We start from the raw sequence: 16,559 nt of genomic DNA, 5'->3' as shown, positions 1-16,559 counted from the left end.
GTCCGGTCAGCTGATGATGTCGTCGCCTGGCGGCGGTGGGGGCGGTGGTGCGTCACCTCGGGAGCCGCGCGTCATCTCGTCACGCCTGAGGCCCGGGCGAATGGCAGCGACGTAGATCCCCGCCACGATCCAACCCACACCGATGAGCCATCCGACGAGGATGCCGACCCACCAGCCCGTCTGGCCGCGTTGGATGGCGTCGACGAGACCCCAGATCGTCAGGCCGAGGAGGGCGAGGGAGGCGATCAGGAGGGCGGCGATGAGGCTCGCCGAGCCGCCGTCGAGGTAGCCGACCGGGGCTGTCATGTCGGTCCCTCCCGCAGACCGGGGCGGACCAGGATCAGGTAGATCCAGCCGATCAGCCATCCGAGCCCGAAGATCCAGCCGACGAGCACGGCGACCCACCAGCCCGTCTGGCCGCGTTGGATGGCATCGACGAGACCCCAGATGAACCCGACGAGTGCCAGAACGACGAGCGCGATGATCAAGAACTCGGGTGCTCCGAGCATGGCAACAGACAATGGCATGGTGGCGATCTCTCTGTCGTTCGACGGACCGGCTGATCGGAGTGAACGCTATCCGCGGGCACGGATGCCCGTGACGGACTCGGGTAGCGTCGACTGAGTTGACGAGCCGGGAAACGAGCAGGGAGCCGTGATGGGCGAGACCGTGCTGGCGTGTCTGGACGGTTCCGAGCGGTGTCTCGAGGCCGTGGCCGAGGGCATTGCCGTTCTCGCACCGGATACGACGTTCGTGGTCGCCACGGTGATCGGCACGCCCGACCCGTCCCTCGTCACGGGCACCGGCATGGCGGGGGGAACGATGTCGGCCGAGGAGTTCGACCGCACGGAGGCGGAACGCCTCGAGGTGGCGGAGAAGCTCGTCGCTGACGGCAGGGCCGCTCTGGGCCTCGACGCAGCCCGCACCGAGGTGCTGATCGGAGATCCCGGCCGCGCCATCTGCGACTTCGCCGCGAAGGAAGAGGTGGCAGCGGTCGTGATGGGATCGCGTGGTCACGGCGGCTTCAAGCGTGCGGTGCTCGGCTCGGTCTCCGACCACGTCGTGCGCCATGCCCCGTGCCCCGTCGTGGTGACAGGCCAGCACCACGAGTAGCCCTCCTGGCACTCCGACACGTGACGCGCCGGCTGTCGCCGAGCTGCTGCAGCCTTCCCGCGTTTTCCGTCGGGCCTCTACGATCTGCGCACGATGACCAACCCGGGTGGAGGTTGACGCAGCGGTGCGTACCGTGGCCCGCGTCACGCGCGACTACCACTGGCACCTGATCACGGCACTGGCGGTCGTCGCCCTGGTGTTGGGCTACGTCGGGTTCCGTGAGTACTCCGACGCCCAGGGTGCCGGCTGGACCGTCGGAGACGTCCTCTACCGCGACGTGCAGCTCCTGGCGCTCGAGTCGGGGAGTGTCGAGGGTGATGTCCCCTGGGCGCTCGATGTAGCACGGTTCCTCGCCCCCGTCGCCGCCGGGTTCGCCGTCGTGAGCGCGCTGCTGTTCATCTTCCGCGATCAGCTCGAGGCCGTTCGGATCGCGCGCCTTCGAGGACACGTTGTGGTGTGTGGTGCGGGCCGGAAGGGCTCGTTGGCGATCCGCTCGTTGCGCGACAGCGGGTTCCGCGTCGTCGCCGTCGAGCAGAACGCGTCGTGCGCACACATCGAAGCGGCACTCGAGCGTGGAGCCCACGTCGTTCGGGGCGATGCGCGGGATCCGGCCCTTCTCCGCAAGGCCGGTGTCCCGAGGGCCACACACCTGGTGGTCGTATGCGGATCAGACGCCGCGTCCGCCGAGGTCGCCGTCCAGGCACGCGAGCTCCTGACGACGACCTCGGGGGCCACGTTGAGCTGCATCGCCGACATCGCCGATCCACAACTGTGCGCGCTCCTCCGAAGGGAGGAGATCGCGTTGCGACGCGAGATCCCGTTTCGACTGGACTTCTTCAACGCGCAGGAAGCCGGCGCCCGGATTCTCCTTCGCGAGCATCCTCCCGACTCTCGTGGAAACAGCTCAGGAGAAGTGCACATGGTCGTGGTCGGCCTCGGGGATTTCGGTACGAGGCTGGTAGCGCAGGCCGCTCTGTCGATGCATGGAACCGAAAGGCCGATCGCCTCGAAGCTCCGGGTCACGGTCGTCGACCGTGAGGCAGGTCGTAGAGTCGCTCGGCTGCGCGGGCTCCACCCCCGAATCGAGGACGTCTGCGATGTGGTGGCACTCGACATGGACATCGGGTCGGCCGAGTTCCGAAGCGGCGACTTCCTCACCAACGCGGGTGGGCCGGTGACAGCCACGTCGGTCTATGTCTGTCTCGGTAGCGACGCCGACGGACTCTCGACCGCGTTCTCGCTCGCGCCTCAGCTCCGTGACTCCGCCGTCCCGATCGTGGTGCGCACTTCCGAGTCGACCGGCCTCGCGCGGCTCGCCTCCGACGTCGAGAAGCGGTCCGGTCGGTGTGAGCTCGCAGTCTTTCCACTTCTCGACCGGACGTGCAACGTCGAGGCACTGCTCGGCGGGACACGCGAGCAGATCGCGCGGGCGATCCACGACGACTACCTGGAGAATCTGACGGACGACGCCTCGACACGCTCATCGGATCCGGCGGCCGTTGCCTGGGACGAACTCCCTTCGGCCCTCCAGGAGTCCAACCGGGACCAGGCCGATCACCTGGGCGTGAAGATCCGTGCCGTGGGCTGCGATCTCGTGCCGCTGTTTGACGGGGACGCCGTGTCGTTCCGCTTCACCGATGCGGAGATCGAGCGTCTCGCCGAGATGGAGCACACACGCTGGGTCGATGAGCGCCGACGGCACGGATGGACCCACGACGCCCGGCCGAAGGACGCCAGCCGGAGGACGACTCCCCACCTGGTGCCGTGGGACGACCTCGAGGACGACATCCGCGAGCGCGACAGATCGGCGGTCCGCGCGATCCCAGAATTTCTCGCCCGCGCGGGGTATCAGATCGTGCGGCTGTGACGCGCGCCGCGAGGGACGAGCTCGGCTAGATCGACGCCCTCCATTCGACGCCCTCAGAGCCGAGTGCTGCCTGGTCGCCGATGTCGACGACCGGGTAGATGTGGAACTCGAAGTAGGGCCCGAACTTGGCCGAGGCCTCACCAAGACTCGGCGGGTTGTCGGTCTCGATGACGGCGAACCCGCCGGTGCCGTCGAGACGCCCCACGAACTCGTGGAACGTGACGTCATCGGGTGGCGACCACTTCCCGAAGAGCTCGAGCCCCCGTCGAACCGCCTCCGCCGAGGCGGCCCCGTGTTCGCGTGCGGTCCATGTCGTGACGAACTTTCGACGCGGCGGCACTGAGCGAAGACCCGCTCGAGATCTCAGCCGAAGCGGACCGGATCGGACTGGAGGACACCATCCTCTACATCGAATGGCGCGTGGCGCTAGATGATGGCGACGAGGCCGCGGCGGATGCCATCTTCGAGTTGTCCGACCGCCGTTACAGTCCTATCTCGCTGAGGCGCCCGTCGACAGCCGCGGCGTCCCGCTTGCGCCTCCGTTCGACGACCCGAAGTACGACGTTGTCATCACACGCGGCGAGGCGGAGGTCTTGAACGCCGAGTCGAGGGAGCGAAGCGACGGAGTCGTCGCGCGTCCAAGAACGGAGCGCTTTACGGAGGCCTCGGCGTTCTGTTCGCTGCTGTACTTGCTTCGGTGGGCGTCGCCACACGGTTCGAGAACCCTCGGCGTCGGCGCGTCCTGACCGTGACCGCGGCAACTCTCTTCGTCATGGGAATCGCGACTCTCGCGTTCAGCCCGCTGAGCTTCTCCTCCCCCTGAAGACGCCGAACTCGTTCGCCGACAGAAGACGGGAGCGGGGCCGCGCGCGACCGTAAGAGCCGGGAAGGGGACTCGAACCCCTGGCCTGCTCATTACGAGTGAGCTGCTCTACCACTGAGCTATCCCGGCGGGGTCGTCCACTCTACCCGTCGGCTGCCACAGCTCCCGTGGGGAGCGCGAACACGAGCCGCTCCAGCAGCAGTGCCTCGTTGGGGTTGTGCTCGACGAGCGCCTCGCGCGCAACCCGGCAGGCGTCGATCGCCTCGGCGGCGGCGCGGGCGTCGACACGCAGGCGCGGTCGGTCGGGGTTCCGCGGCTGGGCATCGGGAGCGAGGGCGTCGCGGTACACGCTCTCCAGTGTGGTGATGCCCTCGATGAGGGCGTCGACGCGGGAGCGGCGCAACCGACGCCTGTGGTCGTCGGCCAGGCGCTTGCGCATGGCGCCGGCGGTGCGGTCCGGGTAGCCGGAGCGTTCGATCTCGGCGTCCAGCTCGGTGGCCTCCACCTCCAGCTCCGCGGTCAACAACTCCTGGTCGTCGGCCACGGCGGCGGCCATCGACTCTGCTGCACGCAGCACGGCCGCACCGGAGGCGCCCAGATCCACGACGGCGTCGACGAACGCGTTTCGCAGCGGCAGTCTCGGTCCGGCGAACGCGCGTGCCCGGTCGAGCCTCCCACCCGCCAACCGCACCGCTGTCTCCACGACATCGTCGGGGACATCGGCGTCGCGGAGGGCACGGCGTAGCTGATCGTCACCCAGGGCGGAGAAGTCGATCCGCTGACACCGGGACCGAACGGTGATGAGAAGGTCGTTCGGCGCGTCCGTCACGAGGAGCAGGTGCGTGCGCTCCGGCGGCTCCTCGATGGTCTTCAGCAGCGCGTTCTGTGACTCGTCGCGCTGGCCTCTCAGTCTCTCCGCCTCCCAGAGGATCAGGACCCGGTGCTCGGCCTCCACCGGGCTCTGGAAGGCCGTGGGGATGATGCGCCGGCGGATGTCGTCGACCACCGAGTACGACGCTCCCGTCGGTTCGAACTCGACGACGTCGGGATGACGGCCACGACGGACGCGGTCGATTGCGCCCTCGTCGGCGTCGTCGCCGAGAACCAGCGCTCCCGCGAAGGCCCGGGCGGCCTCCTCCACGCCCGAGCCCCGTGGCCCCACGAGGAGGTAGCTGTGCACGGGGTGCCCGGCGGCGCGCTGGAGCAGCGCCACAGCACGGTCCTGGCCGAAGACGTCGTCCCACACGCCGGCGAGCCTAAACCAGTGCGTCACTGAGGTCCGCTCTGCGGACCTCAGTGACGCACTACGGGAGCGACGCAGTCCCAGACGGCGGCAGCCACTGCGTCGCGGTCTCCCGAGCCGTCGACGACCCGCCAGCCGTGCGATGCCGCCAGGTCCCGGTAGGCGGCCCGGACCCCTGCGTGGAAGTCCGACGACTCACGCTCCATCCGGTCGGTCGGATCTCCCAGCCGGGTGGCGGCGGTGGCGGCGTCGACGTCGAGAACGACGACGATGTCGGGGTCGAGCCCACCGGTGGCCCAGGCACTGAGCGCCCCGATCCGCTCGACCCCGAGGTCGCGACCGACACCCTGGTACGCGACCGACGACGGCACGAAGCGGTCCGAGATCACGATCTCACCGCGGCTGAGCGCCGGACGAACGACCTCGGCGACGTGCGCCGCACGGTCGGCGGCCATCAGCAGCGCCTCGGTGCGTGGGTCGATCTCCCCTCCCCCGAGAAGAAGTCTCCGGATCTGCGCGCCGAGCACGGTCGCGCCGGGCTCGAACGTCGTGACGACGTCACGACCGGCGTCACGTAGCCGGTCGGCGAGGAGCCCGACCTGCGTGCTCTTCCCACAGCCCTCGCCCCCCTCGAGCACGATGAACAGCCCGCCGGATCGCTCAACCACCCGACATCTCCTCCGTCTCGTCGTCGGATGCAGGGTCTCCGGATGCAGAGTCGTCGCTCGCCTGCCTGCGGAGCGCGTCCTGGATGTCGTGGCGCGACCAGAGCCCGGCGACCACACAGATCAGCCCGCCCAGCCACAGGGCCAACCGCACACCCGGGAGATGGATCACCTGGCCGCTCACCTCGAAGGCCGAGTCGGTGAAGGCCGCGTCGGAGATGGCGTCGAAGATCCCTGCGAACAGCGGCGAGACGGTGAGCGCGAAGAGCAGGCACACGCGAACGATCGTGTAGAGCGCGGCGAACGTCCGGCCGCGTACGTCGTCGTGTGTGTGCTCCTGGAGAAGTGTGAAGCCTGTGACGTAGCCCGAGCCCGCTCCGGCCCCGACGACCACCGTGATGAGCATGGTGGCGGGGAGTGCGGAGAACGATGCCGCCAGGAAGATGCCCACACCCACCGTGACGGTCGACACCCAGAAGACCTGCTCGCGGGGCAGGCGGCGCTGCACGGAGAGCAGCAGGACGACACCGATGGCCGCACCCAACCCGAGCGAGAACATGAGCAGACCGAAGCCCGACGTCCCCTCACCGAGGACCTCCTGGGAGAACACCGGCCCGAGCGGGATCATCATGCCGCCGCCGAGAAGACCGCCGGCCAGGCCGATCATCACTCCGCGCACGAGCTCGTGGGTCGCGATGTAGCGGATGCCGTCCTTCACGTCTCGCCACGTCTGAACCCAGTCGGCACGCTGGTCGCCCATCCGGCGTTTCCGTGGGATCGGCAGCGACAGCACGATGATCCCCGACGCCAGGTAGCTCAGGGCATCGAGGAAGAGCGCGAGCGCCTCCTGATCGGCAGAGAGCACGCTCAAGGCGTCGAAGTTCCCGAGCCACTCGGCGAGCCCGGCGAGGCTGGCGAAGACGAGCGCTCCGAGGGGGAACGTCCCGAAACTGGCGACCATCGACAACGAGTTGGCCTGGGCCAGGGCGTCGCGCGACACGAGATGCGGAACGGACGCGTCCTTCGCGGGCCCCCAGAACAGTGTGAGGATCTCGAGCGCGAACGACGCCACGACGAGCATGAAGATCGTGTCGACGAACGGGAGCAGGGCGATGATCCCGGCGCGCGACAGGTCGCAGACGAACATGACGCGCTTTCGGTCCCACCGGTCGACCAACGCTCCACAGATCGGGGCGAAGATGAACCCGGGGAGCATCCGGGCCACCATCACCAGGCTCAGTGCAGCGGCGTTCCCGCTCGAGACACGGTTTGCGATCGCGAGGATCGCCAGGAGCCCGATCCAGTCGCCGAGACTGGAGAAGACCTGGGCGATCCAGAGTCGGAAGAAGGCCTTGGAACCGAAGACGCGCCACGGCTCGGGTGGGACGGCGTCCTCGTCAGCGCTGTGCGGGATGAACGGGGCGTCGTCGGATCCGATGTGGCTGACGTGCTCATCGTCGGAGCCGGTCACGAGGGAAGCCTAGGTTCGGTGCGCGACGCGGGCGGCGTCGCTAGCTGTCACCGTCGGGCGCGGCCGGCTCGCCCGCCGCCTTCTTCGCCGGTGCCTTCCGCTTCGCCGTCGGCTTCTTCGCCGGTGCCTTCCGCTTCGCCGTCGGCTTCCTCTTCGCCGGCTTCTTCTTCGCCGCCTTCTTCTTCGCCGCCTTCTTCTTGGTGGCCTTCTTCGTCGTCTTCTTCGCCGGCTTCTTCTTCGCCTTCTTGACCGGGCCCTTGGCGAGGCGGTCGCGGAGCATCTCCACGGCCTCGTTGAGCGTGACCTCCTCGGGGGTGCGACCGCGGGGAATCGACGCGTTGGTGACGCCGTCGGTGGCGTAGGGGCCGTAGCGGCCCTCGAGGATCTTCACCTGCTTGCCGTTGTCGGGGTGCTCGCCCAGCTCGGCCAGCGCCGTCCTCTGACGACCGCGCCGCTTGGGTTGCGCGTAGAGGGCCTCCGCCTCGCCAACGGTGACCGAGAAGATGTGTTCCTCCTCCTCGAGGCTGCGGCTCTCACCGTCGGAGCGTTTCAGGTAGGGGCCGTAGCGGCCGTTCTGCGCGGTGATCTCACGTCCCTCGGAGTCCTCGCCGACGACGCGGGGAAGAGACAGGAGCTTCAGGGCCGTGTCGAGGTCGACGGTCTCGAGGCTCATGGTCTTGAACAGCGACGCCGTCCTGGGCTTCGGGCCGTCGTCGGTGAGCTCACCGACCTGGAGGAACGGGCCGAAGCGCCCGTCCTTGGCGAGGATCTCGTCACCGCTCACCGGATCGATACCGACGACGCGACCGCCGTCCTTGGCCTGCGTGAAGCGCTGCTCGATGTACTCGAGCGTGAGCTCGTCGGGGGGCAGGTCCTCGGGAAGCGATGCCGTCTCGCCGTCGCGGTCGAGGAACGGGCCGTAGCGGCCGCAGCGCACGACGGTCTCAGGGACGTCGTCGCCCGCGTCGAGGTTCAGGTGGATGCAGTTGACCTCGCGGGCGTCGATCCCGGCGATCTGCTCGTCGGTGGTGAGCTCCTTGAGCCCCGGCTGCCCGTTCCCGTTGTAGAACTGGTCGAGCCACTTCTCCGACTCACCCTCGCCACGGGCGATCACGTCGAGGTCCTCCTCCATGCGCGCCGTGAAGCCGTAGTCGATGAGGTGCGTGAAGTGGCGCTCCAGCAGCTGCACCACTGCGAACGCGATGAACGCCGGAACGAGCGCGGAGCCCTTCTTGAAGACGTAGCCGCGCTCGATGATCGTGCCGATCACGCTGGCGTAGGTGGACGGGCGACCGATGCCGCGCTCCTCCAACTCCTTGACGAGGCTGGCCTCGGTGTAGCGAGCGGGTGGCTTGGTCGCATGGCTCGTGGGTTCGAGCTCCTCACAGCCGACCGACTGCCCCTCGGTGAGGGGCGGGAGCGGGCTCTCCTGGTCGTCGAGGCGCGCGTCGGGGTCGTCGGACCCTTCCACGTAGGCGCGCAGGTAGCCGGGGAACTCGATGGTCTTGCCGCTCGCGGCGAACGTACACGTTTCCTGATTGCTGGAGTCGCCGACGATGCGGACCGCGAGATTGTGACCGCGCGACGCCGCCATCTGGCAGGCAACGGTGCGCTTCCACACGAGTTCGTAGACCTTGCGTTCGTCGGCGTCGAGCTCCCCCGACACCGAGTCGGGGACCCGGAACGACTCCCCGGCGGGGCGGATCGCCTCGTGCGCCTCCTGGGCGTTCTTGACCTTGCGCGAGTAGCTGCGCGGCTTCTCGGGAAGGTACTCGGCGCCGTACAGCTCACGGATCTGGGAGCGGGCGGCCGCCACGGCCTGCGAGGAGAGGTTGACCGAGTCGGTGCGCATGTAGGTGATGTAGCCACGCTCGTAGAGGCGCTGGGCGATTGCCATCGTGCGCGATGCCGAGAACCCGAGCTTGCGTCCCGCTTCCTGCTGGAGGGTCGACGTGATGAACGGCGGCTTGGGGTTCGACGTGTAGGGCTTCGACTCCACCGAGGTCACCGAGAAATCGGTGGAGCCGAGACGTTCCCGTAGTGCCTTCGCGTCGTCGCCACCGAGTTGGAGCACGGCCGAGTCGTCGGCGAGCCGGCCGGTGTCGGGATCGAAGTCGCGCCCTGTGGCGATCCGGCGACCGTCGATCTCGAGGAGCCGCGCGTCGACGGTCGCTCCATCGGCGGAGAAGACGGCCTCGAGGTCCCAGTACTCGCCGCTTCGGAACGCCATCCGTGCGCGTTCGCGCTCCACGACGAGTCGAGTGGCCACACTCTGGACGCGCCCGGCCGACAGTCCCTGGCCGACCTTGCGGCGAAGGACCGTGAAGAGGTCCCACCCCACGAGACGGTCGAGGACGCGGCGCCCCTCCTGGGCCTCCACCAGCTTCATGTCGAGCTCTCGGGGGTTGTTCATCGCCTCCTGGAGCGCCTCGGGCGTGATCTCGTGGAAGACCATGCGCTTCACCGGGGTGCTGGCGCTGATCTGCTTGTCGAGGACCTCCCGGACGTGCCAGGAGATGGCCTCACCCTCGCGGTCCTCGTCGGTGGCGAGGTAGAGCTCGTCGGCGTTGCTCATCGCCTTGCGGAGCTCGGCCACCACCTTCTTCTTTCCGGCGGGGATGATGTAGATGGGCCGGAAGTGGTTGTCGATCTCGACGCTGTAGCGACCGGCCTCTGTTCCCCTCCACTTCTCCGGAACCTGTGAAGCGTTGCTGGCCAGATCGCGAACATGCCCCACGCTCGACTTCACGGTGTACTCGCCACCGAGGTACTCCTCGATGGTGCGTGCTTTGGCGGGGGATTCAACGATCACGAGTGGCTTGGCCACGGTGTGTCTCCTGTCAGGACCCTCGGTGGGTCGGTGCGTTTTCCAGTAGTAGCCACGGGAGAACGTGGCGTGTCAAGTGGCGGTCTGCTCGGTGAGTGCCTCGCGACGCCGACCGATCATGCCGAGCACGACCACGGCAGCGGCCGACACGACGGCCAGGAGAACGGCGAGCGGCCATCCCGAGTCGGGCGCCGCGAGCGTTGCGTCCTCCGTGCCGTGCGGCCATGGCCAGAGGACGCGCAACGACCCGATCATGAGCCCGACGAGACCCGCCAGAACGAGGTCGTGGTACCGGCGCAGCATCCAGTCGAGAAAGGACGAGAAGAGGGCCAGTCCGAGAACCGCGCCGGCGGCGAACACGGCGAGAACTCCGATGTCGAGTTCCTTGACCGCGTCGATGACGTAGTCGTAGAGCCCGAGCATGAGAAGGATGAAGGAGCCGCTGATGCCGGGCAGGATCATGGCGCAGATGGCGACGGCGCCCGACAGGAACAGAAACCAGACCGACGGGTCCGAGGTGGCGCCGGACCGGAGACCGAGAAGGAAGAACGCCGCCACGGCGACCACGAGTGCCACGGCGCCGTGCACCGGAGCAGGCTGCCGTATGTAGCTCCAGGCGATGAACACCGATCCGGCCACGAGCCCGAAGAACACGGCGGACGTGCCGATCGGGTGCTCGTCGAGCAGATGGCTGATCACGCGCGCCAGCGTGAGGATGGCGATTCCGATCCCTGCGACGAGGGTGAGGAGGAAGCCCCACTCGATCGCGCGGAACCGCTCGCGGGCGCGCTCGGTGTCGAGGCGCACGGACGCGCCGAGCACGGAGGCGCCGAGGTGCACGTTGTGGACCAGGCGGGCGTAGAAGCCGAGGATCAGCGCGACCGTGCCGCCCGACACGCCCGGCACGATGTCGGCCGACCCCATGGCGAAGCCGCGGAGGGCGTCCCAGGGGTCGAACCGGCGTCGTGCGGGAGTCGGGTGCTCCGGCGGTGTCGCGTTCTCAGGCACCGGTCGATCAGACGAACGCCGACACGAAGACCAGCGACACGATGGTCATGACCTTGATGAGGATGTTCATGGACGGGCCCGACGTGTCCTTGAAGGGGTCGCCGACGGTGTCGCCGATCACGGCCGCCTTGTGGACGTCGGAGCCCTTGCCGCCGAAGTTGCCGGCCTCGACGTACTTCTTGGCGTTGTCCCAGGCACCACCCGAGTTGGCCATGAAGATGGCGAGGGCGAAGCCCGACACGAGAGCACCGGCGAGGAACCCACCGAGGGCGTCCACGCTGATGAAGCCGATCACGAGCGGGACGACGATCGCGAGGAGCCCCGGGATGACCATCTCTCTCAGGGCCGCCGCCGTCGAGATGTCGACACACTTGGCGTACTCGGGCGTGCCGTTCCCCTCGCGGATTCCGGGGATCTCCCGGAACTGGCGGCGCACCTCCTCGATCATCTTGTTGGCGGCGCGTCCGACGGCGTCGATCGTGAGCGCCGCGAACAGGAACGGGAGCATCGCGCCGAGGAAGAGCCCGATGAACACCGAGATCTCACCGACACTGAGGTGGAGGACGGTGTCGCCACCCGAGGAGTCGAACACCGCCTGCTCGAAGGTCTTGAAGAGCGCCAGGGCGGTGACGGCCGCCGAGCCGACGGCGAAGCCCTTGGCGACCGCCGCCGTCGTGTTGCCGAGCGAGTCGAGCGAGTCTGTGACCTCCCGCACCTCGGGTGGGAGCTCGGCCATCTCGGCGATACCGCCCGCGTTGTCGGCGATCGGGCCGTAGGCGTCGACGCTGACCACGACACCCGTCGTGGCCAGCATGCCGATGGCCGACAGTGCGATGCCGTAGATACCCGAGAGGTCGTTGTCGGGAAGGGCGAAGTCGCCCGACCAGTAGGAGATTCCGACGCCGGCGACGATCAGGACGACAGCCGCAGCCACCGACAGCATGCCGGCCGATACGCCACCGAGGATCGTCGTGGCAGGACCGGTCTGCGACTGCTGCGCGATCTTCTTGACAGGCCCGTAGTGGTCGGACGTGAAGTACTCCGACACGAGTCCGATGCCGATCCCGGTCAGGAGCCCGGCCGCCACGGCGATCGAGAAGCCGTACCAGCGCTCCACTCCGGCGACGTCGTCGAAGAAGACGTAACCGAACACGAAGGCCAGCACGATGGTGATCGCTGCGGCGACGTTGGTACCGCGGTGAAGCGACCGCGCCAGGTCGCGTGGCGTGGCGTTGGTGGCCGTCTTGACGAGGAAAGCACCGATCACAGAGGCGATCATCCCGAAGGCGCCGATGGCGAGCGGGAACAGGAGCGCACGCTCCTGGAACGCACCGGTGCCGGCGAAGGCGAACGCCGACAGGGCGATCGGGGCGATGATCGAGCCGCTGTAGCTCTCGAAGAGGTCGGCACCCATCCCGGCGACGTCGCCCACGTTGTCGCCGACGTTGTCGGCGATCGTGGCGGGGTTGCGGGGGTCGTCCTCGGGGATCCCCGCTTCGACCTTGCCGACGAGGTCGGCGCCGACATCGGCGGCCTTGGTGTAGATCCCACCACCGACACGGCTGAACAGAGCGATCGACGAGGCGCCCAGACCGAACGCGGTGACGACCTGGAACGCGTCGTCGACCTCGAGCCACTCCACGTACAGGAGATAGGAGAAGGCGAGGCCGAGCAGGCTGAGCCCCGCCACCGTGAAGCCCATCACGGCGCCGCCGCGAAACGCCAGGGGGAGCGCCTCCTGCGGTCCTGTGCGCGCCGCCTGCGTCGTGCGGGCGTTGGCCATCGTGGCCACCGTCATCCCGACGAATCCCGCCAGGCCCGACAGGACGGCCCCCGAGATGTAGGCGATGGCGCCCCACGGCCGCCCGTAGTCGAGGAAAGCGGCGATGAGCACCGTCATGAGGACGACGAACGCCGCGACCCAGGTGTACTCCCGGCGAAGGAAGGCCCGCGAGCCCTCCTGGATGGCAGCCATGAGCTGCTGCATGCGCTCGTTGCCCGGGTCGGCCTTCTTCACCACGTTGAAGAAGTACGCGGCGAGGACGAGGCCCACGAGGGCGGTGCCGGCTGCGATGTACGGGACGGAGTCCACGGTCAGTCTCCTGTTCTGTTCGTGTGCTTCTGTACGTAGACCTGATGGGCGACGGTGCGCCCGAGCGTGCGGTCGTTGCCGTCGACACGGACCACGAGCGGTCCGTCGAAGGGGTGCTTCTCGAGGACCTCGACGCGCACGCCGGGTCGGAGCCCGAGCTCGTCGAGGAATGCTGCCACCTCGGGGTCCGTCGACCCCGGAACGGCCACGACGGCGTCGTCACCGGGCTCGAGGCTGTAGAGCGGCGGCATGGCCGGGACGTCGCCGGTCTCGGCATCGGGGATGGGGAAGCCGTGGGGACACGTCTCGGGACGGTCGAGCGCCACGTAGATGCGGTCCTCCACCTCCTGGGGCAGGTGGTGCTCGAAGGCGGCCGCCAGGCGGTCGGCCTCGTTCCACGGGTAGCCGAGCATGTCGGCGAGGAAGCGCTCCACGATCCGGTGACGGCGGATGGTGGCCACCGCCGCCGCCCGACCCGTCGCGGTCAGCTCCACCCCCTTGTAGGGCTTGTGGTCGACGAAGCCGGTCTCGGCCATCTTCTTGACCGTCGCCGACACCGTGCCGGGACTGACCCCGAGTCGCTCCGCGAGATCTCCCGTGTGCGCCTCGGATCCGTCGATCGTGAGGCGGTATATGGACTTCAGGGTCTCGCGTTCGGGTCTTGTGAGTTCGTTATCCACAGGTTCAGAGTTTGCGATCCACAGGTTCGAGTTCGGAGAATCTAGGTTTCGACTGTCCGAAAAGTCAACCCGAAGCCATGGAAATCCCCCCCTTCCCGAGCGCGTCGTGCGATCCTGACCCGTCGATGCGCCACCGCCTCCTTCTCCGTCACGTGGCGACCCTCGCCATCGCCCTCCTCACGGTGGTCACGGCGTGCGGCGGCGGCTCCGACGAGGGCGCGGGTGACACCACCTCGACGGCGGCACCCCGGCCCGAGAGCGACGTCGAGGTGATTGTCAACGAGGTGGCCGTCGACAGCGCCGGCACCGCCACGGACATGGCACCCGGCGTCGTCGAGGCGATCCGATCCCGGCTCGACGCCTACGTGCAGCAGGCCATGGTGGCCCCACTCCTCGGCGAGGAGCCCACAGAGCTCGCCGGTCTCTTCACGCCGTTCGCCGCCACACGGCTCGACGGCCCCGACCGGGAGTCCCTGATCGACGCGGGGATCGGTCCGGCCACGGCTGACCTCATGTCGAACGGGGCGGCGGCCAACCTGACCGGCCTCGCCGACAAGGACGGGCGGATCGTCGTGGTCGCCGCCTCCCTGTTCGTCGACATCGAGACGCAGGTGGAGGACGGCCCCGTTCACATCACGCGCAGCGGCGAGGTGGTTCTCGTGCCCGAGGGCTTCGACTGGAAGATCGACTCCTTCGACCTCGCCGTGCAACGCGAGGTTCCCGGTGGCGAGCCCACCGACGCGGGCGGAGAGCCCGGCGGAAGTACAGAGGAGGCGTCATGAGCCGCCGCCCCGACACCACCCCGCGCCGGTGGCTCCGGCGGACCGTCTCCGCTCTCGTGGCGGTCCCCACCGCCGCCGTGATGGTCGCCGTCTTCGTCCTGACGCTGTGGACCCAGGGGGTCTCGGTACCGGGCGCGTCGGGTGCCACCTGGTTCAGCATCCAGAAGACCGGTGAGGCGCACTACACGCCGACACCCGAGAAGCCGACATTCCTCCTCGTCGTGGGCTCCGACGCCCGCCCCGGTGAGGACGGTGGCCGTGGCGACGCCATCCACCTCATCGGCGTCAACGGCGAGGCCGGCAAGGCCACGGTGCTCAACATCCCCCGCGACACCTATGTGCCCATTCCCGGCTACGGGACCGAGAAGATCAACAACGCCTACGCGTACGGCGGTGGGCGACTCATGGCCGACACCGTGAGCCAACTCGTGGGCGTCGACATCCCCTACGTCATCTCCACCGACTTCGCCGGGCTTACGGCGATGGTCGACGAGATGGGGGGCATCGACGTCGACGTGCCGGTACCCCACAACGACTCGGCATCGGGTGCCGTGTTCGACCAGGGCGTGAACCACCTCAGCGGTCCCGAGGCCCTGGCGTTCTCGCGGAACCGCAAGGGCTTCACCGACGGCGACTTCAGCCGCACCCAGAACCAGGGCCTGCTGATCATCTCGGCGCTGGCCCAGCTCCAGGCCGACGACGCCGGGGCCGTGGAGACGATCGAGCACCTGGCGATCCTGGGCCGCCACACGAAGCTGTCGGGTGTCGGGCTCGGCGAGCTCTACAACCTCGGGCGCCTCGGCCTCTCCATCCCCGCCGACCAGATTCGCAACGTCACGATGCCCGGTGTCGCCGGGACCGCCGGCGCAGCCTCGGTCGTGCGGCCGTCCGGAGCCGAGGGCCTCTTCGCCGACTTCGCGGACGACGCCGTCCTCCAGAACCACTAGCCCGGCGGCGTCCCGTCCAGCGACGAGAAGAAGTCCCAGATCGCGGCCGTGGCGTCGAGTTCGCTGCTCGGCGCATCGAGGAAGCGGGCGAGCCTCTCGCCACCGGGCCAGGAGTGCCCACCAGACTCGATCGTGACGAGTTCGACCCTGCTCCCGTCGGCACAGCCGCTCCACGTCTGCGTTGCGACCTCGCCCTCGGCGCTCTCCTCCGGTTGGCCGGCGCAGTCGTCGGCCTCCACGAACACAGCGAGGCCATCGCGCACGGGTGGGCGGTACTGACGCTGGAGCCCCTTCTCGTTCCGGCCCCCTTCGAACGGAACGTTCTCATCGGCGAGCCCGTGGATGTGGAGAACCGACACCGGTTCTGAAGGGGAGCAGTCGTCGATCATGAGCGTCGCCGCCACGGGCGCAATGGCCGAGACCTTCTCCGCGGCCTCACACGCGAGCCGGTAGGCCATCATCCCGCCGTTCGAGATCCCCGTGACGTACACGCGCTCGGGGTCGACGTCGTGATCGGCAACGAGGTCGTCGATCACGGCGACGAGGAAGGCGACATCATCGACCTCGTCCCTCTCGGCGCTGCCACAGCACCCTCCGGCGTTCCATGTGTACCCCGCAACGTCTCCGAGCCGCGACTCCGTGCCCTGCGGGTAGACCGCGAGAAACCCCTCCTCGTCGGCCACGTCGTCGAAACCGGTCTGCTCGACCGTTCCTTCGATCGAGCCCGCTCCCCCGTGCAGGACGATCACGGCGCTGCGATCACCCTCGCCACCGGCATCCGCCGGCGTGAGGACCTCGAACTCCCTGACGTCGCCGTCGACCGTCACCTCCTCCCGGGTCAGGTGGGAGCCGACCGGCTGCTCGGGGCGCTCCTCGTCGCGGAACCACCCGCAGCCCGCCAGGATCACCGTCGACACGACGAGGAGGAGAGGAACACCGCGGTACCGCACGAAACGAGCGTACGCCGGGCACGGTGGTTCTCCGTGAGTGGACGACCCGCGGGACGCCTCCTCGAGGAACGTGTCGGGGTCGTGTCCTACG

General features: G+C 68.5%; 14 protein-coding genes, 1 tRNA gene and 1 pseudogene. 4 read left to right on the top strand and 12 right to left on the bottom strand.

Features of this window, described 5'->3' with window-relative positions; all coding sequences use genetic code 11:
- Nucleotides 1–6 precede the first annotated feature (6 nt).
- Together R3A49_13215 and R3A49_13210 are read right to left on the bottom strand one after the other, a co-directional pair.
- Complete coding sequence (locus tag R3A49_13215; GenBank protein ID MEZ5171683.1) at nt 7–306, bottom strand: hypothetical protein; 300 nt, start codon at nt 304–306, stop codon at nt 7–9.
- On the bottom strand, nt 303–527 hold the full coding sequence (locus tag R3A49_13210; GenBank protein MEZ5171682.1) for a hypothetical protein: 225 nt from the start codon (nt 525–527) through the stop codon (nt 303–305). Before R3A49_13210 ends, R3A49_13215 begins: the two co-directional genes overlap by 4 nt.
- A 130-nt stretch (nt 528–657) precedes the next feature.
- Between R3A49_13210 and R3A49_13205 the strand changes: the two genes are divergently transcribed.
- Nucleotides 658–1,113: a universal stress protein gene (locus R3A49_13205; protein MEZ5171681.1), complete on the top strand. Its 456-nt coding sequence runs from the start codon at nt 658–660 to the stop codon at nt 1,111–1,113.
- Between the two features lie 106 nt (nt 1,114–1,219).
- Nucleotides 1,220–2,980 carry an NAD-binding protein gene (locus R3A49_13200; GenBank protein MEZ5171680.1) on the top strand — a complete coding sequence of 587 codons (1,761 nt, stop codon included), beginning with the start codon at nt 1,220–1,222 and terminating at the stop codon, nt 2,978–2,980.
- Nucleotides 2,981–3,005: 25 nt separating this feature from the next.
- On the opposite strand, the gene R3A49_13195 is transcribed toward R3A49_13200, so the two are convergent.
- The 9 genes and pseudogenes from R3A49_13195 to R3A49_13155 form a co-directional block, all read right to left on the bottom strand.
- Complete coding sequence (locus R3A49_13195) at nt 3,006–3,320, bottom strand: DUF3303 family protein (protein ID MEZ5171679.1); 315 nt, start codon at nt 3,318–3,320, stop codon at nt 3,006–3,008.
- 540 nt (nt 3,321–3,860) lie between these two features.
- Nucleotides 3,861–3,932: transfer RNA gene (locus R3A49_13190), tRNA-Thr, on the bottom strand.
- A gap of 13 nt (nt 3,933–3,945) precedes the next feature.
- Nucleotides 3,946–5,076, bottom strand: coding sequence for a hypothetical protein (locus R3A49_13185; protein ID MEZ5171678.1), 1,131 nt, complete (start codon nt 5,074–5,076; stop codon nt 3,946–3,948).
- A 20-nt stretch (nt 5,077–5,096) separates the two neighbouring features.
- Nucleotides 5,097–5,702 (bottom strand): annotated as a pseudogene (gene tmk, locus R3A49_13180) (dTMP kinase).
- A 4-nt stretch (nt 5,703–5,706) separates the two neighbouring features.
- Complete coding sequence (locus R3A49_13175; GenBank protein ID MEZ5171677.1) at nt 5,707–7,182, bottom strand: MFS transporter; 1,476 nt, start codon at nt 7,180–7,182, stop codon at nt 5,707–5,709.
- A 40-nt stretch (nt 7,183–7,222) separates the two neighbouring features.
- Nucleotides 7,223–10,009, bottom strand: a complete 2,787-nt coding sequence (gene topA / locus R3A49_13170; GenBank protein ID MEZ5171676.1) for a type I DNA topoisomerase — start codon at nt 10,007–10,009, stop codon at nt 7,223–7,225.
- A gap of 72 nt (nt 10,010–10,081) precedes the next feature.
- On the bottom strand, nt 10,082–11,017 hold the full coding sequence (locus R3A49_13165; protein MEZ5171675.1) for a DUF368 domain-containing protein: 936 nt from the start codon (nt 11,015–11,017) through the stop codon (nt 10,082–10,084).
- A gap of 7 nt (nt 11,018–11,024) precedes the next feature.
- Complete coding sequence (locus R3A49_13160) at nt 11,025–13,109, bottom strand: sodium-translocating pyrophosphatase (protein MEZ5171674.1); 2,085 nt, start codon at nt 13,107–13,109, stop codon at nt 11,025–11,027.
- Nucleotides 13,110–13,111: 2 nt separating this feature from the next.
- Nucleotides 13,112–13,789 carry a metal-dependent transcriptional regulator gene (locus tag R3A49_13155; GenBank protein ID MEZ5171673.1) on the bottom strand — a complete coding sequence of 226 codons (678 nt, stop codon included), beginning with the start codon at nt 13,787–13,789 and terminating at the stop codon, nt 13,112–13,114.
- Between the two features lie 77 nt (nt 13,790–13,866).
- On the opposite strand from R3A49_13155, the gene R3A49_13150 reads away from it, so the two are divergent.
- Both R3A49_13150 and R3A49_13145 read left to right on the top strand, forming a co-directional pair.
- Entirely contained in the window at nt 13,867–14,571 is a 705-nt protein-coding gene (locus R3A49_13150) for a hypothetical protein (protein MEZ5171672.1), read from the top strand.
- Nucleotides 14,568–15,518, top strand: a complete 951-nt coding sequence (locus tag R3A49_13145) for an LCP family protein (GenBank protein ID MEZ5171671.1) — start codon at nt 14,568–14,570, stop codon at nt 15,516–15,518. The genes R3A49_13150 and R3A49_13145 overlap by 4 nt, the downstream gene beginning before the upstream one ends.
- Here the strand turns inward: R3A49_13145 and R3A49_13140 are convergent.
- On the bottom strand, nt 15,515–16,468 hold the full coding sequence (locus tag R3A49_13140) for a PHB depolymerase family esterase (GenBank protein ID MEZ5171670.1): 954 nt from the start codon (nt 16,466–16,468) through the stop codon (nt 15,515–15,517). The genes R3A49_13145 and R3A49_13140 overlap by 4 nt on opposite strands.
- Nucleotides 16,469–16,559: the final 91 nt, after the last annotated feature.

This window comes from Acidimicrobiia bacterium (assembly GCA_041394025.1).
Taxonomy (GTDB): domain Bacteria; phylum Actinomycetota; class Acidimicrobiia; order IMCC26256; family JAOSJL01; genus JAOSJL01.
This window is presented reverse-complemented; position numbering and strand designations above follow the sequence as displayed.